At 69.5% G+C, this 20,416-nt stretch carries 20 protein-coding genes; 6 read left to right on the plus strand and 14 right to left on the minus strand.

Annotated elements, in window-relative coordinates:
• Positions 1-140 precede the first annotated feature (140 nt).
• The 4 genes from MFF64_RS24900 to MFF64_RS24915 all read right to left on the minus strand — a co-directional run bounded on the left by MFF64_RS24900 (position 141) and on the right by MFF64_RS24915 (position 2,974).
• Entirely contained in the window at positions 141-977 is an 837-nt protein-coding gene (locus tag MFF64_RS24900) for an LptA/OstA family protein (RefSeq protein ID WP_099898938.1), read from the minus strand.
• A 4-nt stretch (positions 978-981) separates the two neighbouring features.
• Positions 982-1,740 carry an LPS export ABC transporter periplasmic protein LptC gene (gene lptC, locus MFF64_RS24905; protein ID WP_099898958.1) on the minus strand — a complete coding sequence of 253 codons (759 nt, stop codon included), beginning with the start codon at positions 1,738-1,740 and terminating at the stop codon, positions 982-984.
• A 133-nt stretch (positions 1,741-1,873) separates the two neighbouring features.
• Positions 1,874-2,488, minus strand: a complete 615-nt coding sequence (locus tag MFF64_RS24910; RefSeq protein WP_099898940.1) for a ribonuclease D — start codon at positions 2,486-2,488, stop codon at positions 1,874-1,876.
• Between the two features lie 93 nt (positions 2,489-2,581).
• On the minus strand, positions 2,582-2,974 hold the full coding sequence (locus tag MFF64_RS24915) for a ComEA family DNA-binding protein (protein ID WP_099898942.1): 393 nt from the start codon (positions 2,972-2,974) through the stop codon (positions 2,582-2,584).
• Between the two features lie 248 nt (positions 2,975-3,222).
• Here MFF64_RS24915 and rpmF point away from each other — a divergent pair, with 248 nt between their 5' ends.
• On the plus strand, positions 3,223-3,408 hold the full coding sequence (gene rpmF / locus MFF64_RS24920; protein WP_048425702.1) for a 50S ribosomal protein L32: 186 nt from the start codon (positions 3,223-3,225) through the stop codon (positions 3,406-3,408).
• A gap of 87 nt (positions 3,409-3,495) precedes the next feature.
• Here the strand turns inward: rpmF and MFF64_RS24925 are convergent, their stop codons facing one another.
• Positions 3,496-4,698, minus strand: coding sequence for a YbfB/YjiJ family MFS transporter (locus MFF64_RS24925; protein ID WP_099898944.1), 1,203 nt, complete (start codon positions 4,696-4,698; stop codon positions 3,496-3,498).
• Positions 4,699-4,772: 74 nt separating this feature from the next.
• On the opposite strand from MFF64_RS24925, the gene MFF64_RS24930 reads away from it, so the two are divergent.
• Positions 4,773-5,669, plus strand: a complete 897-nt coding sequence (locus MFF64_RS24930; protein WP_207767851.1) for a LysR family transcriptional regulator — start codon at positions 4,773-4,775, stop codon at positions 5,667-5,669.
• A 195-nt stretch (positions 5,670-5,864) separates the two neighbouring features.
• Here MFF64_RS24930 and MFF64_RS24935 read toward each other — a convergent pair whose 3' ends face one another.
• Complete coding sequence (locus MFF64_RS24935) at positions 5,865-6,092, minus strand: hypothetical protein (RefSeq protein ID WP_099898949.1); 228 nt, start codon at positions 6,090-6,092, stop codon at positions 5,865-5,867.
• Positions 6,093-6,161: 69 nt separating this feature from the next.
• Entirely contained in the window at positions 6,162-6,764 is a 603-nt protein-coding gene (gene phaR, locus MFF64_RS24940) for a polyhydroxyalkanoate synthesis repressor PhaR (RefSeq protein ID WP_099898951.1), read from the minus strand.
• A gap of 316 nt (positions 6,765-7,080) precedes the next feature.
• On the opposite strand from phaR, the gene MFF64_RS24945 reads away from it, so the two are divergent.
• Together MFF64_RS24945 and phbB are read left to right on the plus strand one after the other, a co-directional pair.
• On the plus strand, positions 7,081-8,262 hold the full coding sequence (locus MFF64_RS24945; RefSeq protein WP_099901733.1) for an acetyl-CoA C-acetyltransferase: 1,182 nt from the start codon (positions 7,081-7,083) through the stop codon (positions 8,260-8,262).
• Between the two features lie 200 nt (positions 8,263-8,462).
• On the plus strand, positions 8,463-9,191 hold the full coding sequence (phbB, locus tag MFF64_RS24950) for an acetoacetyl-CoA reductase (protein WP_238192702.1): 729 nt from the start codon (positions 8,463-8,465) through the stop codon (positions 9,189-9,191).
• Between the two features lie 40 nt (positions 9,192-9,231).
• Here phbB and MFF64_RS24955 read toward each other — a convergent pair whose 3' ends face one another.
• Positions 9,232-10,464, minus strand: coding sequence for an ABC transporter substrate-binding protein (locus MFF64_RS24955; RefSeq protein WP_099902083.1), 1,233 nt, complete (start codon positions 10,462-10,464; stop codon positions 9,232-9,234).
• 242 nt (positions 10,465-10,706) lie between these two features.
• Here MFF64_RS24955 and secA point away from each other — a divergent pair, with 242 nt between their 5' ends.
• Positions 10,707-13,577, plus strand: a complete 2,871-nt coding sequence (gene secA / locus MFF64_RS24960) for a preprotein translocase subunit SecA (protein WP_238192703.1) — start codon at positions 10,707-10,709, stop codon at positions 13,575-13,577.
• A gap of 220 nt (positions 13,578-13,797) precedes the next feature.
• Here secA and MFF64_RS24965 read toward each other — a convergent pair whose 3' ends face one another.
• The 6 genes from MFF64_RS24965 to MFF64_RS24990 all read right to left on the minus strand — a co-directional run bounded on the left by MFF64_RS24965 (position 13,798) and on the right by MFF64_RS24990 (position 19,054).
• Complete coding sequence (locus MFF64_RS24965; RefSeq protein WP_099903439.1) at positions 13,798-14,214, minus strand: gamma-glutamylcyclotransferase family protein; 417 nt, start codon at positions 14,212-14,214, stop codon at positions 13,798-13,800.
• A 17-nt stretch (positions 14,215-14,231) separates the two neighbouring features.
• Entirely contained in the window at positions 14,232-16,235 is a 2,004-nt protein-coding gene (locus tag MFF64_RS24970; protein ID WP_238192704.1) for an acetyl-CoA carboxylase biotin carboxylase subunit, read from the minus strand.
• A gap of 128 nt (positions 16,236-16,363) precedes the next feature.
• Positions 16,364-16,813, minus strand: a complete 450-nt coding sequence (locus tag MFF64_RS24975) for a hypothetical protein (protein WP_099902957.1) — start codon at positions 16,811-16,813, stop codon at positions 16,364-16,366.
• 183 nt (positions 16,814-16,996) lie between these two features.
• Positions 16,997-17,674: a hypothetical protein gene (locus MFF64_RS24980; protein WP_099902959.1), complete on the minus strand. Its 678-nt coding sequence runs from the start codon at positions 17,672-17,674 to the stop codon at positions 16,997-16,999.
• 184 nt (positions 17,675-17,858) lie between these two features.
• Positions 17,859-18,416, minus strand: a complete 558-nt coding sequence (locus MFF64_RS24985; RefSeq protein WP_099902961.1) for a DUF1993 domain-containing protein — start codon at positions 18,414-18,416, stop codon at positions 17,859-17,861.
• Between the two features lie 38 nt (positions 18,417-18,454).
• Entirely contained in the window at positions 18,455-19,054 is a 600-nt protein-coding gene (locus MFF64_RS24990) for a L,D-transpeptidase (protein WP_099902964.1), read from the minus strand.
• Positions 19,055-19,262: 208 nt separating this feature from the next.
• On the opposite strand from MFF64_RS24990, the gene MFF64_RS24995 reads away from it, so the two are divergent.
• Entirely contained in the window at positions 19,263-20,192 is a 930-nt protein-coding gene (locus MFF64_RS24995) for a histone deacetylase family protein (protein ID WP_238192705.1), read from the plus strand.
• The last annotated feature ends 224 nt before the right edge of the window (positions 20,193-20,416 follow it).

Here is a 20,416-nt window from a genome sequence, read left to right on the forward strand (position 1 = left end):
TCGCGCCTTCGCATCGACGCGTCGATGCGAAGGCGACCGGCGCATTAGCGCCGGCCCCCATTCGGTCTTGCCTGGCACTTTCGAACGCGTCCGTTCGAAGGTGCGGCGGTATCAGGGATCGATCTTGCTCAATTTCCCGCCTACCCCCGTGGCTTCGGCGCCGCCTTCCCCGCCTGCCCCGCCGGTTGTGCGCAGCCGGCCTGCTTGCCCTTGGCGTTGTCGTCCTTGCCGCCGGGCACGAACATCGCGGAGACGCGGCCCCCGGCGACCGGGTCCATGTTCGCCCGGCCGGTATTCATGTCGTAGACGAGGCGCGAGCCGCGGGTGACATTCTGGCACTGGCTCAAGACAACGTTGCCGGTCAGCACGACCCGGTTCGCCACCCGGTCGAACACCGCGTTGTCGCCGCTCGCCACCTGGTCCTTCGACACCACCGTGACCGGGCCGGCGCAGACAACCTGGCGGATCGCGCTGCCGTCGGTCGGATCTGACGACTTCTCGGCCTTGGCCTCCGTCTTGGGCTCGGGCTTCGCCTCGACCTTCACCGCCTTCTCGACGGCCTTAGCCTCCGCCGGCTGGGCGATGGAGGCTTTCGCGTCAGCCTTCGGGTCCGAGCCCTTGGCATCGGTTCCCTTGGCCTCGGTTCCCTTGGCCTCGGCGCCCCTGCCCTTCGGGTCCTTCTCCTTGCGCTGGTAGTGCACGGTCATGCTGGAGCAGCGGATGGTGCTCTCGCCCTGCACCGCCACGACGTTGCCGGCGAAGACCGCCTTGTTTTCGCGGTCGAACACGTCGAGCCGGTCGGCGTCGATCTTGATCGGCTCCTTGCCGCCGCCGCTGCCGAAGGCGCCGAAGCCGGAACCGGCTTCCTTCTTCTTGGCGGGCGCAGCCGAGGTCTCGGCCCGCGGGACGGACGGAAGGGCGAGGGCGCCAAGGGTGAGGCAGCCGAGCGCCGCGAGGGCCGGAAGACGGGGACGCACGGGCTCAATCGTCCTTGATCTGGGCCTCGGTGGTTCGCAGCGGCGAATCCTGCTCCGAGGGCTCTTGCGAGGGCAGATGGTTGGAGAAGACCGCCTTGACGTTGCCGACGAACGAGATGGTCTTGCCGCTCTCGGTCACCTCGAGCCCGTCGGCCTTGATCGAGCCGGTCGGCATCGTGACGGTGACGGCCTCGCGCGACGACATCGCGCCGGCCTTGAAGTCGACATGGGCCGAGGTCAGACGCGCCTCCTGGCCCTTGTCGGTCCACAGGCGGATGTGCTGGCTCAGGTCCAGCGACTCCTTCTGAGTGTCGAAGATCCCGGCCGTCGCCTCGATATGGGCGAGCCCCCCCGATTCGTCGGTGGTGAGGCGGCCGAGCATGTTCTGCAACTCGATCACGAACGGCTTGCGCACGTCCTGGAGCGCCGCCTTGGCGGTGACCACGTAGGGCCGGTTGTCCTTCGAGCGGTAGCCCGAGAGGCGCGGGCTCTCCATCGTCACCTTCGAGCCCGAGACGCCGATCGAGCCGAGGCTGACCGAGACGCCGAGATCGGCGAAGGGGTTGAGCCAGGTGCCGACCACGATGGCGAGCCCTGCCGCGCCCGCCCCGAGGGGGATCGCGCGCCGCAGCCAGCGCACCTGCGCGCTGTGCCGCCGCGCCCGGGCATGGGCGCGCAGGCGCCGGGGATCGAGGCCCGGACCGGCCGCGGACGGGACCGCGTCGAGCGAGGAAGCTTGCAGCAAGGTCGTGGCCACCTGCATCGTGCCCGGGTCCGGCACGGAATGCGCGGGACTTGACGTCCCTCCATGCTCCGGCCCGGTGTCGAAGTTATGGCCGGCAGGTTAACAGAACGGCGACGCTTCGTCTCGCCGCCCTCGCACGGGCTCTCACGCCTCAGCTATGCGCGAAGATGTCCGTCTCGTCCCATTCGAGCAGGTCGAGGCGGGCGCGGGTCGGCAGGAAGTCGAAGCAGGCCTGAGCCATCCCGCTGCGCTCCTCGCGGGCGAGCATCATGTCGAGCCGCTCGCGCAAGGCGTGGAGGTGGAGCACGTCGGAGGCGGCGTAATCGATCTGCGCCTGGCTCAGGGTGTCGGCGCCCCAATCCGAGGATTGCTGCTGCTTCGACAGGTCGACGCCGATCAGCTCGCGCACCAGGTCCTTCAGGCCGTGCCGGTCGGTGTAGGTGCGGGCGAGCCGCGAGGCGATCTTGGTGCAGTAGACCGGACCCGGCATCACGCCGAGGCGGTGATAGAGCACCGCGAGATCGAAGCGGGCGTAGTGGAAGATCTTGGTGACCGCCGGGTCGGCGAGCACGCGCTTGAGCACCACCGGCTCGGGGCCGACCCGCGGGATCTGCACGAGGTCGGCCTCGCCGTCGCCGCGGGAGATCTGCACCACGCAGAGCCGGTCGCGATGGGGCTGGAGGCCGAGGGTCTCGGTGTCGACCGCGATGGCCGGTCCCGGAACGTAATCGTCGGGCAGGTCGCCGCGGTGCAGGCGGTGGGGCATGGGAGGGGGTGATCCGGGGCCGTGCGATGCGCTGTCCCGGCGCCTATCACCCCTCCCCCGAGCCGGCAAGGATGCGGCAAGGATCCAGGCAGTTCAGGACTTCTGGCGGGCGATGACCTTGTCCTTGATGCCGTCGTAGACGTTGGACGGGACGATCTTCTTCGACAGGAGCTCGTCCTTGCCACGATACGGCCGCCCCTTGATGATCGCCTCGGAGCGAGCAGTTCCGATACCCGACAGGGTCTCCAGTTCCTGCTTGGAGGCGCTGTTGAGGTCGATGAGGGCCGGCTTGCCGGCGGGTGCCGCCTTCGGAGCCTCGGGCGCCTTCGGAGCTGCCGGCGCCGCGGGAGCCGGTGCGGTCGGCACCGGCCGGGTCGCGGGAGTCGACGGTGCAGGAGACGGTGCAGGAGACTGGGCCAGGGCGGGGCCGGCGCCCAGCAGGGCGACGAGGGCCAGAACGCGGGGCAGGCGGGGGAAACGCGTCATCGGGAAGCTCCGATCGTGCCACCCGGGGTCCGGGCTTCGGTTCCCGAGCGGCAGGGCCATCATGCGAGCGTCGCCGTTGAACGGCGGCTTAATGGATGATGCCGCAGCAGACCGGTTTTCTGAAGCGGGTCCCCTAGCCAGAGCGGCGCGTCTCCTCTATAGACCGCGCTCCGATCAGGATCGCGACGCGCGCGGCGGCCCCGCTGGGGCGGCCTCGCGCCTGTTTTGTTGCACGGGAAGTAGTTTCAATGGCCGTTCCGAAGCGAAAGACCTCTCCGTCGCGGCGCGGCATGCGCCGTTCCGCCGACGCCCTCAAGGCCCCGACCTACGTCGAGGACAAGGATTCCGGCGAGCTGCGCCGCCCGCACCACATCGACCTGAAGACCGGCATGTACCGCGGTCGCCAGGTGCTGAAGGTCAAGTCCGACGCGTGATCCGGCTTGGCGGCGCGCATAGCGCCGCCGATGAACGGCACGGGATGACGGCGCCCCTCGCGGGCGCCGTTCTCGTTTGTGGCATCCCTAGGTCGGGGCGCGATCGGCCCGCCACAGCCACAGGGCGGTGACGACCAGGAGCAGCGTCGCCAGCGCGCCGGTCAGGTCGATGGCGTCGAAGCCGGCCCGGTGATCCGGCCCGAGGGTGCGCACCATCAGCGGGCCGAGGATCTGCCCGGCCGCGAAGGCGGCGGTCATCCGGGCGAGGAGCGGCGTGGGCGCGTCGGGGCGCGCCTCGCGGGCCAGCTGCAGCCCCGCCATGGTGGCGATCATGAACGTGCCGCCGACGAGGAGCGCCGAGGCCGCGACCGCCCAGAGGGCGTGGATTGCGAGCGGCAGCACGGTGCCGAACGCCATGACCGCCTGCGCCATCGCCCAGAGCCGCCGGCGCGGCACGCCCGCGAGGTGGCGCGCCGCCACGGCGACCGAGAGAAGCGCCGCAAGACCGAAGAGCGGCCAGGCCAGGCCGAAGACCAGGGGGTCGGGGGTCAGTTCCCGCGCCATCGCCGGCAGGAACGTCGCCGGCACGATGTAGCCGAAGCCGAAGGTGCCGTAGCATAGGATGAGCGCCCCCTGCCCGGCGCCCCGGGCGGCGGCTGCCGCATCGCGCTCCGCGGAGACGGGTGGGCGGGCGCCCTGCCCATACGACAGGAACCCGACGACAAGCGCGCCGAGCGTCGCGACAGCCCCGAGTTCGAGCCACAGCCGCGCCGCCGGCTGGCGCCCGCCGAGCCAGGTGAGGAGACCGGCGAGCGCGATGCCGAGGCCGACGCCGGTATAGATCCAGGCGCCGAGCCGCGGCGCCTGCCTCCGGGCGAGTTCGGCCAGGCACCAGCCGCTGGCGCAGACGAGGGCCCAGGCGCTGAACACCCCGGCCGCTGCCCGCAAGAGCGCACCGATGAGGGTCGGCGAGGGGCTGCCGGCTCCCGCCATCGCCACCGTCGTCAGCGCCACGCCGGCGAGGCTCAGGCGTAAGCCGCGGCCCGGATCGCCGGAGAACCACGCCGCCGTCAGGGCCCCGACCAGGTAGCCGGCATAGTTGGCTGCCGCCCATTCGGCGCCGGCAGCGGCATCCAGGGCATTGTCGCGCAGCATCAGGGGAAGGAGCGGCGTGAAGGCGAAGCGGCCGATGCCCATGGCGACCGCGAGGGCGAGGATACCGCCGGCGACGACCAGGCCGTTGGCCGGGCGCGCGTCGGGGGAGGCGAGAGAGAGATCCTTCGTGCTCATGAGGGCGATCAGACACCCGCTCTCCCTTCTTGGAAAATGAATTTTTATGATCTATCCTTCTTGTTATGAGAACGATGGACCTCGACGACCTGCACATCTTCCGCAGCGTGGTACGGGAGGGCGGGGTGACGCGGGCGGCGAGCCACCTGAACCGGGTGCCGTCCAACGTCACGACCCGGATCAAGCAGTTCGAGGAGCGGCTAGGCGTGGCGCTGTTCCGGCGCGAGGGCCGCACGCTCGCCCTCACCGACGCCGGGCGCACCCTGCTCGGCCACGCCGAGAAGCTCCTGCAGCTGGCGGACCTGGCCGAGCGGGAGTTGCGCGGCGGCGGGATGCGCGGGGTGTTGCGGCTCGGCTCGCTCGAGAGCGCCGCCGGCGCCCGGCTGCCGCCGATCCTGTCGGCGTTCCACGCGCACTATCCCGACGTCACGATCGAGCTGCAGACCGGCACGACCCGGGCGATGCTACGCCAGCTGGAGCGCCACGAGGTCGAGGCCGCGTTCGTCTCCGAGCCGTTCGAGCATGGGACCCTGTCGTCGGTGCCGGCCTTCGACGAGGAGCTGGTGCTGATCACGGCCTGGAGCGCGGACGGAGGCTTGGACGCGATCCGGACCGTGGTGGCCTTCCCGCACGGCTGCTCCTACCGCCAGCGCCTGTTCGAATGGCTCGCCGCAGAGGGCCGGTCGCCGGAGCGGGTCCTGGAGATGAGTTCCTACCACGCCATCGTCGCCTGCGTGGCCGCCGGCACCGGGGCGGCCATCGTGCCGGCGGAGGTGCTGGATCACGCGGTGCTGGGCACGGCGGTCGCGCGTCATCCGCTGCCGGCCGGCTTGCGGCTCAACCGTACGCACCTGGTCTGGTCGGGTGAGGCGAGCCCGGCCCTGCGCTCGCTGATGGGGCTGTTGCCGCGGATGGGAGAGCAGGAGGCGGCATCAGGGCGTTCTTCGCGCGTCGGTCCGACGAACTCCTGAAGATTCCATACCCTCCGCGTCGTCCCGGGGCTCGCCGCGGGGTAGCCCGGGATCCAGGCACTCTGGGAGTGCGGAACGAAGCCGAACGCGATCCAGTCCTCTTCCGAAATATTTGTGGTTCCGGAAGCCGGGCGCCGCTGCGCCACCCGGACCGACCCTATGGGTATCGACACCAGCGAGCGAGTCGGGAAACTCTCACAGATCGCTGCCCGCCGCATACTGCGCCGAGGCCACCCGCGACCGGTCGCGCCGCGACGGCCGCAAGCTCCCGGTCGGTCCGTCGATCAGGTGGACCAGGAAGGTCGCCAGCGGCCGGGCCGGCAACACCCGGGGCCCATGCCGGGCGGGCTCCGGAGCACCGAGCGGGACGAGGGCCCGGCTGGTGGCGTCCGGGTCCGGGACGGGCGTATCGGGCTGGGACATGGCGGAGGCCCTGCGAGGTGACGACGGACCAACGCAGCAAGCCGCCTGCCGTGTTCCCTCCCCGCCGCTCTACTTCTTCGCCAGGGCCTCGAGCCGGCTCTGCATCTCGGCCATCTGGCGCTTGAGGTCGTCGAGCTCACCCTTCGGCGCGGCCGCCGCGGGAACCGGTGCCTCGGCCGGCTTGTCGCCGGCGGCCGGCTGGCCGCCGGGGCCGAACGGCGTGAACATCCGCATGGCCTCGTTGAAGAAGCTCATGTTGGCGCGCACCTGCTCCTCCATGGCGTGCTGGAAGGCGGTGGGGCCGAAGGTCTGGGACATCTTCTCGCGCAGGCCGTCCTGCTCGCGGGCGAGGTGATCCATCGAGTATTCGAGGAAGCTCGGCACCATCGCCCGCATGCTGTCGCCGTAGAAGCGGATCAGCTGGCGCAGGAAGGCTACCGGCAGCAGGTTCTCGGCGCCAGCCTTGTTCTCCTGCTCGAAGATGATCTGGGTCAGCACCGAGCGGGTGATGTCCTCGCCCGATTTCGCGTCGTAGACCACGAAATCCTCGCCGGCCTGCACCATCGCGGCGAGGTCCTCCAGCGTGACGTAGGTCGAGGTGCCCGTATGGTAGAGACGCCGGTTGGCGTACTTCTTGATGACGGTAGGTGTCGACTTGCCGCTCTCCGCCATCGGTGCGTGGCCTCCCTCTGAGCCAATCTCTTGGCCAACTTCTTGGCGAACCCGGCGGGAACTGGACGGCGCCGGGCGAGCCGAATTTTCACCGGTTCTCATGATTGAACCTTAAGGCCTTCGTGTGCTGGCGAAAATAGCAATCTGCGCGCCGTCCACGCAAACTGGCCGCGCTGCCAGCGCGAGAACCGTCCGAGCACGCCTTGACTTCGCGCAGGGCAACGCTTTCATCCACCCCAAAGCACGCGGGACAGAGCTGCCGGAAGCGGGCCGACGGCATCCCGTGACGCTGGGAGAGGGTCGAGAGGAGAGGCGCATGGCTGAGAAGGCAGATATCGTGATCGTGGGTGCCGCCCGCACCCCGGTCGGGTCGTTCAACGGGGCCTTCGCCACCGTGCCGGCCCACAAGCTCGGCGCGGTCGCCATCAAGGCTGCCCTGGAGCGGGCCAAGGTCTCCCCCGAGGAGGTCGACGAGGTGATCTTCGGCCAGGTGCTCGCGGCCGGCGAGGGCCAGAACCCGGCCCGCCAGGCCGCCATGGCCGCTGGCATCCCGCAGGAGAAGACCGCCTGGGGCCTCAACCAGCTCTGCGGCTCGGGCCTGCGCACCGTCGCGGTCGGCATGCAGCAGATCGCCAACGGCGACGCCGACATCATCGTGGCCGGCGGCCAGGAATCGATGTCGATGGCCCCGCACGCCCAGTACCTGCGCGGCGGCCAGAAGATGGGCGACCTCAAGCTCGTCGACACGATGCTGAAGGACGGCCTGATGGACGCCTTCAACGGCTACCACATGGGCAACACCGCCGAGAACATCGCCCAGCAGTGGCAGCTGACCCGCGAGGAGCAGGACGCCTTTGCGGCCCGCTCGCAGAACAAGGCCGAAGCCGCCAAGAAGGAAGGCCGCTTCAAGGACGAGATCGCCCCCGTCACCGTGCCCGGCCGCAAGGGCGACGTGGTGGTCGATGCCGACGAGTACATCCGCGAGGGCGCGACGCCCGAGGGCATGGCCAAGCTGAAGCCCGCCTTCTCGAAGGACGGCACCGTCACCGCCGGCAACGCGTCCGGCATCAACGACGGCGCCGCCGCCCTGGTGCTGATGTCGGCGGCCGAGGCCGAGAAGCGCGGCCTCAAGCCCCTCGCCCGCATCGCCTCCTGGGCCACCGCCGGCGTCGACCCGAAGATCATGGGCACCGGCCCGATCCCGGCCTCGCGCAAGGCCCTCGAGAAGGCCGGCTGGAAGGCCTCCGACCTCGACCTGATCGAGGCCAACGAGGCCTTCGCGGCGCAGGCCCTCGCGGTCAACAAGGACCTCGGCTTCGACGATGCGAAGGTGAACGTGAACGGCGGCGCCATCGCCATCGGCCACCCGATCGGCGCGTCCGGCGCCCGCGTCCTCGTCACGCTGCTGCACGAGATGCAGCGCCGCGACGCCAAGAAGGGCCTCGCCACGCTCTGCATCGGCGGCGGCATGGGCGTCGCCATGTGCCTCGAGCGCTGAGAACGCCTGAAACGCTAAAGTCGCGCTGAAATATCACGCCCTAGACGAAAGGCGGCCGGGAGCCCGGCCGCCCCCTCACAGTTAGTACTCAAAGAAGCGGGACAGCACCCGCCTTCGTTGTGGAACGGCGTCCTTCCGTAAAGTACCACGGAACCGCGCCGAGGGACGGATCGCTCGAACGCTCATCAAGGAGAGGGCACATGGCAGAACGCGTCGCACTGGTCACCGGGGGCACGCGCGGCATCGGCGCTGCAATCTCGAAAGGTCTGAAGGAGGCCGGCTACAAGGTCGCGGCCAATTACGGCGGCAACGACGAGGCCGCGCAGGCCTTCAAGGACGAGACCGGGATTCCGGTCTTCAAGTTCGATGTCGGCGACGCTGCGGCCTGCGAGGCCGGCATCCGCGCGGCGGAAGCCGAACTCGGCCCGATCGACATCCTGGTCAACAATGCCGGCATCACCCGCGACGGCATGTTCCACAAGATGACCTTCGAGCAGTGGCAGGCGGTGATCCGCACCAACCTCGACTCGATGTTCACCTGCACCCGTCCGCTGATCGACGGCATGCGCTCGCGCGGCTTCGGCCGCATCATCCTGATCTCGTCCATCAACGGCCAGAAGGGCCAGATGGGCCAGACCAACTACTCCGCCGCCAAGGCCGGCGTGATCGGCTTCGCCAAGGCGCTGGCGCAGGAGAACGCCAACAAGGGCATCACCGTCAACGTGATCGCGCCGGGCTACATCGCCACCGAGATGGTCAAGGCGATCGCCCCCGAGGTGCTGAAGGCCAAGATCCTGCCGCACATCCCGGTCGGCCGCCTCGGCGAGGCCGAGGAGATCGCCCGCGCGGTCGAGTTCCTGGCCGGCGAGCATGCGGGCTTCATCACCGGCTCGACCCTGACGATCAACGGCGGCCAGTACTTCGCGTGATGGGGTCGGGGGCGCTGGCCAGCGCCCCCGCTTCGCTCGCTTACTGCGTCAGCGGGCAGCCGCTGGCCTTCGCGGACAGGAACGCCTTGTCGCCGGGAATCGTCGCCAGTAGCTTGTAATAGTCCCACGGCGCCTTCGACTCGGCCGGCGACTTGACCTGGAACAGGTACATGTCGTGGACCATGCGGCCGTTGGCCTGCACCGTGCCGCCGCGGCCGAAGAAGTCGTCGACCTTCAGCTCGCGCATCTTGGCCGCTACCGCGTCGGTGTCGTCGGTACCGGCGGCCTTCACGGCCTTCAGGTAGTGCGCGACCGATGAATAGGTGCCGGCCTGGATCATGTTCGGCATCTTGCCGGTCTTGGCCATGTAGCGCTTGGCGAAGCTGCGGGCCTGGTCGTCGAGGTCCCAGTAATAGCCTTCGGTCAGCACGATGCCCTGGGCAGCCTTGAGGCCGAGGCCATGGACTTCCGCCAGGGTGAAGAGCAAGGCCGCGAGGCGCTGCCCGCCCTGGACGATGCCGAACTCCGCCGCCTGCTTGATCGCGTTCGAGGTGTCGAGCCCGGCATTGGCGAGGCCGATGATCTTGGCGCCCGACCCTTGGGCCTGGAGCAGGAACGACGAGAAGTCCTGCGCGCTCAGGGGATGGCGCACCGCGCCCACCACCTTGCCGCCCTTCTGGGTCACGTACTGGGTGACGTCGGCCTGGAGCGCGGTGCCGAAGGCGTAGTCGGCGGTGAGGAAGAACCAGGTATCACCGCCGGTCTCGACCAGCGAGCCGCCGGTGCCGACCGCGAGCGCGTGGGTGTCGTAGGCCCAGTGGAAGCCGTACGGCGTGCACTGCTTGCCGGTGAGGTCCGAGGTGGCGGCGCCGTCGACGATCGTGATCTTGCGTTTCTCCTTCGACAGGCCCTGCACGGCGAGCGCCACCGAGGAGGTGGTCAGTTCCATGATCGCGTCGACACGATCGGTGTCGTACCATTGCCGGGCGATGTTCGAGGCGATGTCCGGCTTGTTCTGGTGATCGGCATCGACGATCTGCACCGGCACGTCGAGGACCTTGCCCCCGAAATCCTCGACCGCCATTTTGGCCGCCTCGACCGAGCCGCGGCCGCCAAAATCGGCGTAGACGCCGGACTGGTCGTTGAGGATGCCGATCTTCACCACGCCGTCGGACACGCCCTTCTGGGGCCCTTGCGCCTGCGCGGCGACCGCGAAGGCCAGTCCCGCGGCAAGCGCGGTGGTGCGGGCGAGCGCCCGGCTCAAACGTGTCATGTCGTCCTCCCCGGCCGCTTCATTGCCCGTGCGGCCGTTATCCTGCTGAGTGGCAGAACGGCAGCTAGAGCGGTGCCGGAGCGGGAATCAAGCGGCGGATCCGCCCTCCTCCCCCCGTCTTTCGCAGCACGGCCACGCTCGTGTCGTGCGACGGCTGCCTTTTGGGTGCACGGCTCCCTATATGGGCCTATAAGGCGCCCGCGGCGCGCGCCCAGACTGTTACGATCGATCGCAGGTTTACGATGCTCGGTTCCATCGCCAAGAAGATCTTCGGGTCGTCCAACGACCGCCGGGTGAAGGGATACCGCCCCCGCGTCCAGGCCATCAACGCCCTCGAGCCCGAGCTGGCGGCCCTGAGCGACGAGGCCCTGCGCGCCCGCACCGACGCCCTGAAGGCCGAGCTCGCCGCCGGCAAGACCCTCGACGACATCCTGGTCCCGGCCTTCGCCACGGTGCGCGAGGCAGCGAAGCGCGTGCTCGGCCAGCGCCACTTCGACGTGCAGATGATCGGCGGCATGGTGCTGCACGAGAGCGGCATCGCCGAGATGAAGACCGGCGAGGGCAAGACCCTGGTGGCGACGCTCGCCACCTACCTCAACGCCCTGTCGGGCAAGGGGGTCCACGTCGTCACGGTCAACGACTACCTCGCCCGCCGCGACGCGGAATGGATGGGCCGGGTCTACCGCTTCCTCGGCCTCTCGACCGGCATCATCGTGCACGGGCTCGACGACGTCGAGCGCAAGGCGGCCTATGCCTGCGACATCACGTACGGCACCAACAACGAGTACGGCTTCGACTACCTGCGCGACAACATGAAATACGAGCTGGGCCAGATGGTCCAGCGCGGCCACAACTACGCGATCGTCGACGAGGTCGACTCGATCCTGATCGACGAGGCGCGCACGCCGCTCATCATCTCGGGTCCCATCGACGACCGCTCCGACCTCTACACCGCGATCGATGCGGTGATGCCGCGCCTGGCGCGTGAGGATTACGACCTCGACGAGAAGCAGCGCACGGTCTCGCTCACCGAGAACGGCAACGAGCACATCGAGGAATTGCTGCGCGAGGAGGGCATCCTCAAGGAGGGCGACCTCTACGACGCGCACAACGTCACGCTGGTCCACCACGTCAACCAGGCGCTTCGCGCCCACACCCTGTTCACCCGCGACAAGGACTACATCGTCCGCAACGACGAGGTGGTGATCATCGACGAGTTCACCGGCCGCATGATGCCGGGCCGGCGCTACTCGGAAGGCCTGCACCAAGCGCTGGAGGCCAAGGAGCGGGTGACGATCCAGCCCGAGAACCAGACCCTCGCCTCAATCACCTTCCAGAACTACTTCCGGCTCTACAAGAAGCTCGCCGGCATGACCGGCACCGCCTCGACCGAGGCCGACGAGTTCCAGGAGATCTACAACCTCGAAGTGGTCGAGATCCCGACCAACAGGTCAGTCGAGCGCGTCGACGAGGACGACGAGGTCTACCGCACCGTCGACGAGAAATACGCCGCGATCATCAAGGAGATCGACAAGGCGCATTCCCGCCTGCAGCCGGTGCTGGTCGGCACCGGCTCGATTGAGCGCTCGGAGCACCTTGCCAGCCTGCTGGTCAAGCACGGCTACAAGCCGCTCGACTACAGCGACCCCTCGGCCCTGGAAGACGTCTACGCCGCCGCCCGCGAGGGCCGGGTGACCAAGCGCTTCGCGGTGCTGAACGCCCGCTTCCACGAGCAGGAAGCCTATATCGTGGCCGAGGCCGGCGTGCCCGGCGCGATCACCATCGCCACCAACATGGCCGGCCGCGGCACCGACATCAAGCTCGGCGGCAACCTCGACATGCGCATCGAGCAGGAGCTCGCCGGCGTGCCGGAGGGCCCCGAACGCGACGCCCGCATCGCCGGCCTCAAGGCGGAGATCGAGCAGAACCGCGCCAAGGTCCTGGCCTCGGGCGAGCCCGCCGACCTGGCCGCCGGCCGTAAAGTGGCGCTCCCCGGCGGCCTCTACATCGTCGGCACCGAGCGCAATGAGAGCCGGCGCATCGACAACCAGCTGCGCGGCCGCTCCGGCCGCCAGGGCGATCCCGGCCGCTCGAAGTTCTACCTCTCGCTTCAGGACGACCTGATGCGGATCTTCGGCTCCGACCGCATGGACGGCATGCTCCAGCGCCTCGGGCTCGAGGAGGGCGAGGCGATCATCCACCCCTGGATCAACAAGGCGATCGCCAAGGCGCAGCAAAAGGTCGAAGCGCGTAACTTCGACATGCGCAAGAACGTGCTCAAGTACGACAACGTCATGAACGACCAGCGCAAGGTCGTGTTCGAGCAGCGCCGCGAGTTCATGGCGCAGGAGAGCGTGCGCGAGACCGTCGACGAGATGCGCCAGGGCGTGATCGAGGATGTGGTGGCGCGCCACGTGCCGGAGGACGCCTATCCGGAGCAGTGGGACATCGCGGGCTTGCGCGAGAGCGTGACCCGCGACCTCAACCTCGACGTGCCGGTCGAAGACTGGGCCAAGGAAGAGGGCATCGCCGACGAGGAGATCCGCGAGCGCCTGCGCAAGGCGGCGGACGAGGCCTACGCCGAGCGCGTCGCCCGCAACACCCCGGAGGTGATGGCCTATGTCGAGAAGCAGGTGCTGCTCCAGAGCCTCGACCACCTCTGGCGCGAGCACCTCGTCACCCTCGACCATCTGCGCCAGGTGATCGGCTGGCGCGGCATCGCTCAGCGTGATCCCCTCAACGAGTACAAGTCGGAGGCGTTCGACCTGTTCAACAGCCTCGTCGGCAATCTGCGCGAGCAGGTCACTGGCCAGCTGATGCGGGTCGAGATCATGTACCAGGAGCCGGAGCCGCAGACGCTGCCGCCGATGTTCGCCCAGCACCTCGACCCGGTGACCGGCGAGAACGAGTTCGCCTTCGCCGAGGGCGCGGCCGGGGGTGGCGGCGGCGCCTACGAGTTCGCCGGCCAGGCGCTCAACGCCGATGCCCCGGTCCTGGAGCGCAACGCCGACGACGCCACGACCTGGGGCCGCGTCGGCCGCAACGAGCCCTGCCCCTGCGGCTCGGGCAAGAAGTACAAGCACTGCCACGGGCGGTTCGCCGCGGAGGTGTGATCTGAAGGCGGCGATGCGCGCCCAAACCCTCCCCCCTCTGCGGGGAGGGTGCCCCGCGGCGAGTGCGAAGCACTCGTGCGGGGGGTGGGAGAGGGGACGCCGCTTCCGGAAAGGTCGCGACCAGAGTGAAGGGCATCCCGTCCTTCAGCGTCGCGCTGCCCCTCTCCCGGCCTACTCCGTAGGCCACCCTCCCCCGCGGAGGGGGGAGGGTTTCAAGCGCTCACCGCTTCAGCGCCATCAATCCCCGTAAATACGTCTCCGGCAGCCCATTATCCCGCCCCGCCGCGATCACGCCTTCCAGGTAGCCCGGCCGGGGCACCCCGCCGCTGCCGCGTCCCAGATACACCAGCGCCCGCCGCACCCCGCCCTCGGTCGAGACCGGCTGCTGCGCCTTGACGTAGAGCCCGCTCGCCACGCCTTCGTAGCGGTCGAGGGCCGGCACGTCGCTCAAGCTCAGGTCCCAGAGTACGCCCCAGACCGTGCCGGTGGGGCAGCGCTCGACCGAGGCGTAACCCTCGCGCATGATCACCAAGCGGTGGCGGTTGAGCCGGCCGAGGCCGAGCACACGCGAGGCGGGGCAGCGCCGGGCCATGGCGGCCCGGTCCATGTTGGAGCCGTAGGCGAAGTAGAGCGGCACGAACGGCCCCCTCCGCCTCAGGCGAATTCGAGGATCACCGCGTCGACCGCCAGGCTGTCGCCTTCCTTGGCCTGGATCGTCTGCACCGTGCCGTCGCGCTCGGCGCGGAGCACGTTCTCCATCTTCATCGCCTCGACGATCGCCAGCGGCTCGCCCGCCTTCACCTCCTGGCCAGGCGTGACCATGATGCTCTTCACCAGCCCCGGCATCGGGCAGAGCAGCTGCTTGCCCGAGCCGCCGACCTCCTTGACCGGCATCAGTGCCGCCAGCTCGGCCTCGCGCCGGGTGTAGACCCGCGCCTCGGCGGCGGCGCCGGCATGCTGAAGGAAGACGCCGTTGAGGAGGGAGCGGACCTGGATCGCCGACGGCGCACCGCCGATCGTGCCGGTCCAGACCGGCTCGCCGGGGACCCAGTCGCTCTCGACCAGCCATTCGGTCCCGTCCGCGAAGGCGACCGCGATCCCGTCCTCGGTCGTCTCGACGACGGCCTCGAAGCTCTCCTCGCCGAGCCGCACCACCCGCTCCTGCTCGAACCGCAGCAGGTTCGGCTCGCGCATCTGGCCCGAGATGCCGCGCTTGCGCTCATTGAGCAGGTGGTCGATCGCGGCCGCCGCGGCCGCCATCCGGCGCGCCACCTCGCCCTCGGGCTTGGGCGCCTCGAACCCGTTCGGGAATTCCTCGGCGATGAAGCCGGTGGAGAGCCGGCCCTCCTGCCAGCGCGGATGATGCATCAGCGCCGACAGGAACGGGATGTTGTGGCGGATGCCGTCGATCGCGAAGGCGTCGAGGGCCTGGGCCTGGGACGAGATCGCCTCGGCGCGGGTCGGGGCCCAGGTGACCAGCTTGGCGATCATCGGGTCGTAGTGGATCGCGATCTCGCTCCCCTCCTCGACGCCGGTGTCGTTGCGCACGATCGCCTCGCCGAGCGGGCCCTCCTCCGGCGGCCGGTAGGTGGTGAGCCGGCCGATCGAGGGCAGGAAGTTGCGGGTCGGGTCCTCGGCGTAGACGCGGCTCTCCACCGCCCAGCCGTTGAGCGTCACGTCGTCCTGGGCAATCGGCAGCGTCTCGCCAGCCGCGACCCGGATCATCAGCTCGACGAGGTCGAGGCCGGTGATCATCTCGGTCACCGGATGCTCGACCTGGAGCCGAGTGTTCATCTCGAGGAAGTAGAACGACTTGTCCTGGCCGGCGACGAACTCGACGGTGCCGGCGGAATCGTAGTTCACCGCCCTGGCCAGCGCCACGGCCTGCTCGCCCATCCGGCGCCGGGTCGCCTCGTCGAGGAGCGGGCTCGGCGCCTCCTCGATGACCTTCTGGTTGCGGCGCTGGATCGAGCATTCGCGTTCGCCGAGATAGACGACGTTGCCGTGCTTGTCGCCGATCACCTGGATCTCGATGTGGCGCGGATCGGTGATGAACTTCTCCACGAAGACCCGGTCGTCACCGAAGGACGAGGCGGCCTCCGAGCGGGCGCGGGCGAAGCCCTCCGCCACCTCGCCGGCGGAATGCGCGATGCGCATGCCCTTGCCGCCGCCGCCGGCCGAGGCCTTGATCATGACGGGGTAGCCGATCTCGTCGGCGATGGTGACGGCGTGCTCCGGGCTCTCGATCACCCCGAGGAAGCCCGGCACGGTCGAGACCTTGGCGGCGGACGCCGCCTTCTTCGATTCGATCTTGTCGCCCATGGCGGCGATGGCGCCGGGATTCGGGCCGATGAACACGATGCCGGCCGCTTCCAGCGCCTTCGGGAAGGCCTCGCGCTCGGACAGGAAGCCGTAGCCGGGATGGACCGCCTGCGCGCCGGTCTGCCGGCACGCTTCCACGATCTTGTCGATGACGAGGTAGGACTGGGCCGCGGCGGCGGGGCCGATATGCACCGCCTCGTCGGCCATGGCGACGTGGAGCGCGTCGCGGTCGGCGTCGGAATAGACCGCCACCGTCTTGATCCCCATCCGGCGCGCCGTCTTGATGATGCGGCAGGCGATCTCGCCGCGGTTGGCGATCAGGATCTTGTCGAACATCGGAGCGCGCACTCGAGCCTTTGGGGGGAGCCGGGCCGGGGTGGGTCACACCCAAGCTCATCCCCGTTAAAGCATGGCGCGCGCGCCGCAAAGCCGGCTGTTCTCGGCCAAACGGTCGAAACCCACGCTCACGCGGCGACCGCGTAGGACAGGATCTCCTCGACCGCGTCCTCGGCGCCGGCCCGCGCCCGGTTGGCCTTGAGGGCGAAGCTGATCAGGACCGGGTCGTTGGTCTCGGCCTCGCGCACCACCTCGACGGCGATGCGCGCGCCAATGGCGGTCGGGCCGCGGCCGCAGCCGAGCGAGGCGGCGAGCCAGTGGGCGGTATCGGCGTCGATATGCCCGGTCGGCCGCTCGCCCCACACGGCGAAATCGACGATCGCCGCGACCAGCCAGTCGCCGAAGGTCTCGTCGGCCCCCGGGATCGCCCGGTCGAGGCCGAACAGCATGTCGGCCTCGTCGCGGCAGGTCAGCCCGTCGGGCAGCACCGCCCGGTTCAGCTCGCGCACGTCCTCCAGGCTGATGGCGCCGGCGGCGATGATACGGTTGCAGAAGTGTTGCAGCGAAGCGTTGGTCATCTGTCTGTGCCTCCCCGGCCTTTGTTGTGCCGGTGCTTGTCCCTGTGTGAGGAGGACTATGCGGGATGGAAGGGCGTCAACAAGTTAACGGCGGGATCTGAATCCCTGTTCAGGTTAAAGCCTGGCAACGGGACGGCGTTGCTAAAGGGTTGCGATGGTCCGTACGATGCGAGCCCTTCGAACTCAGATCGTCCGCCAGGGGGCGGCCTCGTGCGGGGCCCGCTCCAGATGGTCGAGGAGGGCGAGAACCAGGGCGAGAGCCGCGTGGCTGCCGGTGATCCAGGGACCGGCCGTCCCATCCTTCTCCAACCGGACCGTCGTGGAGCGGCCATGGCGTCGCAGCGCGAAGCCGTAACCGGGCAGCGCCTTGTCGAGCAGGCGGACCGCCTCGTCGTAGGAGGTGATGAAGTCGCGCACGCTCATGCCGCAGGCGGTCACGTAGTAGTGCGGCTCGAACCAGCCCTGGAGGATCATCCGGGCATGTCCCCCGGGGCCGACGACGAGTGGCGGGCCCTGCCCATCGTCGTCGAGCGCGATCTTGTCGATGCACAACCCCCATCGTCTGCCCTTCGACGTCGCGATGGTGTGGAAGAGGGCGTCGACGAGTTCCCCATTGGCCTGCGTCTCGCGCCATCGATAGGCGTACGTGTTGGATAGCCGCTCGCTCAGGGCACGGAGTCGAGCCGGATCGACGCGGCGCGGATCCGGCGGGATCTGCTTGAAGCGCTGACCGCGATACTCGCCGATCATCGCGTCGATCGCTTGCTCCTCGAGGTCGTGGCGCCGGTACCGCCAGCGTCGGACCGGCCCGATGGTCTGGAGCCTCCACAACAGCGTCCAGCACCAGACCGGCATGACCATCCGTGTCTCCTCCCGTCCGATGCATTGTTCATCGATCAGTCGTCGCTGGATCGGGCCACGGCCCGCCCGGCCCGACGACCGCGCGCTCACCGTCGCGCCTGCCCCGCCGCGCTCGGATGGAGAGACGGCGGCGATGCTGCGCCGGGGGGTGGGGTCGCGCGCGTGCTCGCCGCGGCATCCGCGATCAGGCGGCCGTTCCCGGCCGCAGATAGCCGAACATGTGCGGCACGTAATCGGCTTTCCCGAGCGGGACGCCCTGGCTGCGCAGGATCGCGTAGGCGGTCACGAGGTGGAAGTAGAATTGCGGCAGGGCCCAGTCCCGCGCGTAGTCCTCCCCCGTCATGTCGAAGACCATGCCGGTCGGCAGCGTCAGCGTCACCGGAAGGCCCGCTCCGGCATCCAGCTCGTCCGGCGCGACGGCGTCGAGCCGCGCCAGGGCCTCGGCGATGCAGCCCTCGGCGTCCAGGATCGAGCCCGGCCGCTCACCCGCCTCCCGGCCCTCGCGCGCGAGATCGTCGAGCGCCGGCGGCAGGGGCTCGCCACGGAGCCGATGGATCGCCTCCCGGGCTTGCAGGCAGGCGAAGCGCACCTGCGACGACAGCGGGTACATGTCGGCGGCGAGGCGGCGCGACATCAGCCCGTCGGCCTCCGCGCCACCCTGCTCGCGCGCCTTGTCGAGCCAGCCCGAGAGGGCCCGCAGCATCTGTGCGTAGGTGGGGACGAGCCGTTGCGTCAGGGACATGGCCATTCCTCATTCGAGGGCGTGGCGCGCCGGACCGTCTACCGCACGATCACCTTCGCGTCCGCCCCGACCCGGTTGTACAGGTCGACCACGTCGATGTTGCGCATCCGGATGCAGCCAGACGACGCCGCCTGGCCGATCCGCTCCGGCTCGTTGGTCCCGTGGATGCGGTAGAGCGTGTCCTTGCCGCTGGCATCCGCCAGGTAGAGGGCGCGGGCCCCGAGCGGATTGGCGGGACCGCCCTGCATCGCGTGGACGTGGGGCCAGCGCTTGATCATCTCGGCCGGCGGATGCCAGTCCGGCCAGGCGGCCTTGCGGAAGATCCGGGCATTGCCGGACCAGCCATAGGCCTCGTCGCCGACGGTGACGCCGTAGCGGATCGCCTTGCGGTCGGGCAGGACGTAGTAGAGCTGGCGCTCCTTCGTCTCGACCACGATCGTGCCCGGCGCCTCGCCGGTCGGATCCTCGATCATGTAGCGGGCGAAGCGCCGGTCGATTTCCGGCTCCGGCACCATCGCCATCCACTCCTTGTCCTTGGCCGACAATTCGGGATCGGGGGTGGCGCGGTATAGGCAGCCCGGCAGCGCCAGGAGGGCTCCCGTCAGAACGGTCGCGAGGGCGAGACGGGGGCGGCGCATCGGGGAAGAACCTTGCAAGTCGGCGGGCTGACCCGCGAATCAGTCGTCGCCCGAGCCTAAAGCGTGGCCGTTGGGGCGCGAAGCGGGGGAAAACGGTCCCGCGCGAGTTGCCGCGCCTGTGTTGCGTCCGGGCCATGGCCCTGCCACGGTGCGGGCCGGGGATGGCCGGTCACGGGACCGGCCTGCGGGAACGCTTGAAGCGGGCACGATGACGACGCTGTATCTCTGCCATCCGGCCTCCCTCGACCACGACACGCCGCCGGGCCACCCCGAGCGGGCCGATCGCATCCGGGTGATCGAGCGGGTGCTGGAGGACGAGCGCTTCGCCGCCCTGGTGCGCGAGCAGGCGCCGCTCGCCGACCTCGCGGTCGCGGGCCTCGCCCATCCAGAGAACTACGTCGCGGCGATCGCCGCGGTCGCGCCGGACGAGGGGCTGGTCGGCATCGATTCCGACACGGTGATGTCCCCGGGCTCCCTGGAGGCCGCCCGACGGGCCCTCGGCGCGGCCGTGCGGGCCGTCGACGAGGTGATGGGGGGCCGCGTCGCCAACGCCTTCGCGGCGATGCGCCCGCCGGGCCACCATGCCGAGCGCGAGCGCGCCATGGGCTTCTGCCTGTTCAACACCGCGGCGGTGGCGGCGCGCCATGCGCGCAAGCACCACGGCGCCGCCCGGGTGGCCCTGGTCGACTGGGACGTCCATCACGGCAATGGCTCGCAGGACATCTTCTGGGACGATCCGAGCGTGCTATACGCCTCGACCCACCAGATGCCGCTCTTCCCCGGCACCGGCGCGGCGTCCGAGCGCGGCGAGCACGACACCATCGTCAACGTGCCGCTGCATGCCGGTGACGACGGCGACACCTTCCGCGAGGCCTTCGTCCACGGCGTGCTGCCGCGCCTCGACGCGTTCCGGCCCGACCTGATCGTGATCTCGGCCGGGTTCGACGCCCACTGGCGCGATCCGCTCGCCAACCTGAAGCTCACCGAGGCCGATTTCGCCTGGGCGACCCGGGAGGTGATGGAGATCGCCGAGCGCCACTGCGGCGGCCGCGTCGTGTCGCTGCTGGAGGGCGGCTACGACCTGATCGGATTGTCGAAGTCTGTCGCGGCCCATGTCGAGACGCTGATGGGACGCTGAGGGCTCGCTCGACAGGATCGGCCAGTTCGAACCCGTGCTCGTGCCGACACGACGTCACGCTCCCCCGGGGCGCGCCGCAGGCGAGAACCCGGGATCCCTCATCGCCGACAGCGCAGGATGAGGCGGAACGCGGTCCGCACCGTCCCGAACCGTCGGCGGTCATGGATCCTGGGTTCCGCTGCGCGGCCCCGGGGTTGACGCCGAGAGCGTCGATGGCGTCGAGG

Source organism: Methylobacterium frigidaeris (genome assembly GCF_022179185.1).
In the GTDB taxonomy this organism is placed as follows: Bacteria; Pseudomonadota; Alphaproteobacteria; order Rhizobiales; family Beijerinckiaceae; genus Methylobacterium; species Methylobacterium frigidaeris.

What these genes read in the sequence shown, in the direction of transcription:
- MFF64_RS24945 (WP_099901733.1), top strand. Translation starts at nt 7,081, where the DNA reads ATGGCTGAGAAGGCAGATATCGTGATCGTGGGTGCCGCCCGCACCCCG.
- MFF64_RS24935 (WP_099898949.1), bottom strand. Translation starts at nt 6,092, where the DNA reads ATGTCCCAGCCCGATACGCCCGTCCCGGACCCGGACGCCACCAGCCGG.
- MFF64_RS24925 (WP_099898944.1), bottom strand. Translation starts at nt 4,698, where the DNA reads ATGAGCACGAAGGATCTCTCTCTCGCCTCCCCCGACGCGCGCCCGGCC.
- MFF64_RS24975 (WP_099902957.1), bottom strand. Translation starts at nt 16,813, where the DNA reads ATGACCAACGCTTCGCTGCAACACTTCTGCAACCGTATCATCGCCGCC.
- MFF64_RS24930 (WP_207767851.1), top strand. Translation starts at nt 4,773, where the DNA reads ATGGACCTCGACGACCTGCACATCTTCCGCAGCGTGGTACGGGAGGGC.
- secA (WP_238192703.1), top strand. Translation starts at nt 10,707, where the DNA reads ATGCTCGGTTCCATCGCCAAGAAGATCTTCGGGTCGTCCAACGACCGC.
- MFF64_RS24970 (WP_238192704.1), bottom strand. Translation starts at nt 16,235, where the DNA reads ATGTTCGACAAGATCCTGATCGCCAACCGCGGCGAGATCGCCTGCCGC.
- lptC (WP_099898958.1), bottom strand. Translation starts at nt 1,740, where the DNA reads ATGCAGGTGGCCACGACCTTGCTGCAAGCTTCCTCGCTCGACGCGGTC.
- phaR (WP_099898951.1), bottom strand. Translation starts at nt 6,764, where the DNA reads ATGGCGGAGAGCGGCAAGTCGACACCTACCGTCATCAAGAAGTACGCC.
- MFF64_RS24995 (WP_238192705.1), top strand. Translation starts at nt 19,263, where the DNA reads ATGACGACGCTGTATCTCTGCCATCCGGCCTCCCTCGACCACGACACG.
- MFF64_RS24990 (WP_099902964.1), bottom strand. Translation starts at nt 19,054, where the DNA reads ATGCGCCGCCCCCGTCTCGCCCTCGCGACCGTTCTGACGGGAGCCCTC.
- MFF64_RS24915 (WP_099898942.1), bottom strand. Translation starts at nt 2,974, where the DNA reads ATGACGCGTTTCCCCCGCCTGCCCCGCGTTCTGGCCCTCGTCGCCCTG.
- MFF64_RS24985 (WP_099902961.1), bottom strand. Translation starts at nt 18,416, where the DNA reads ATGTCCCTGACGCAACGGCTCGTCCCCACCTACGCACAGATGCTGCGG.
- MFF64_RS24910 (WP_099898940.1), bottom strand. Translation starts at nt 2,488, where the DNA reads ATGCCCCACCGCCTGCACCGCGGCGACCTGCCCGACGATTACGTTCCG.
- MFF64_RS24955 (WP_099902083.1), bottom strand. Translation starts at nt 10,464, where the DNA reads ATGACACGTTTGAGCCGGGCGCTCGCCCGCACCACCGCGCTTGCCGCG.
- MFF64_RS24980 (WP_099902959.1), bottom strand. Translation starts at nt 17,674, where the DNA reads ATGGTCATGCCGGTCTGGTGCTGGACGCTGTTGTGGAGGCTCCAGACC.
- phbB (WP_238192702.1), top strand. Translation starts at nt 8,463, where the DNA reads ATGGCAGAACGCGTCGCACTGGTCACCGGGGGCACGCGCGGCATCGGC.
- rpmF (WP_048425702.1), top strand. Translation starts at nt 3,223, where the DNA reads ATGGCCGTTCCGAAGCGAAAGACCTCTCCGTCGCGGCGCGGCATGCGC.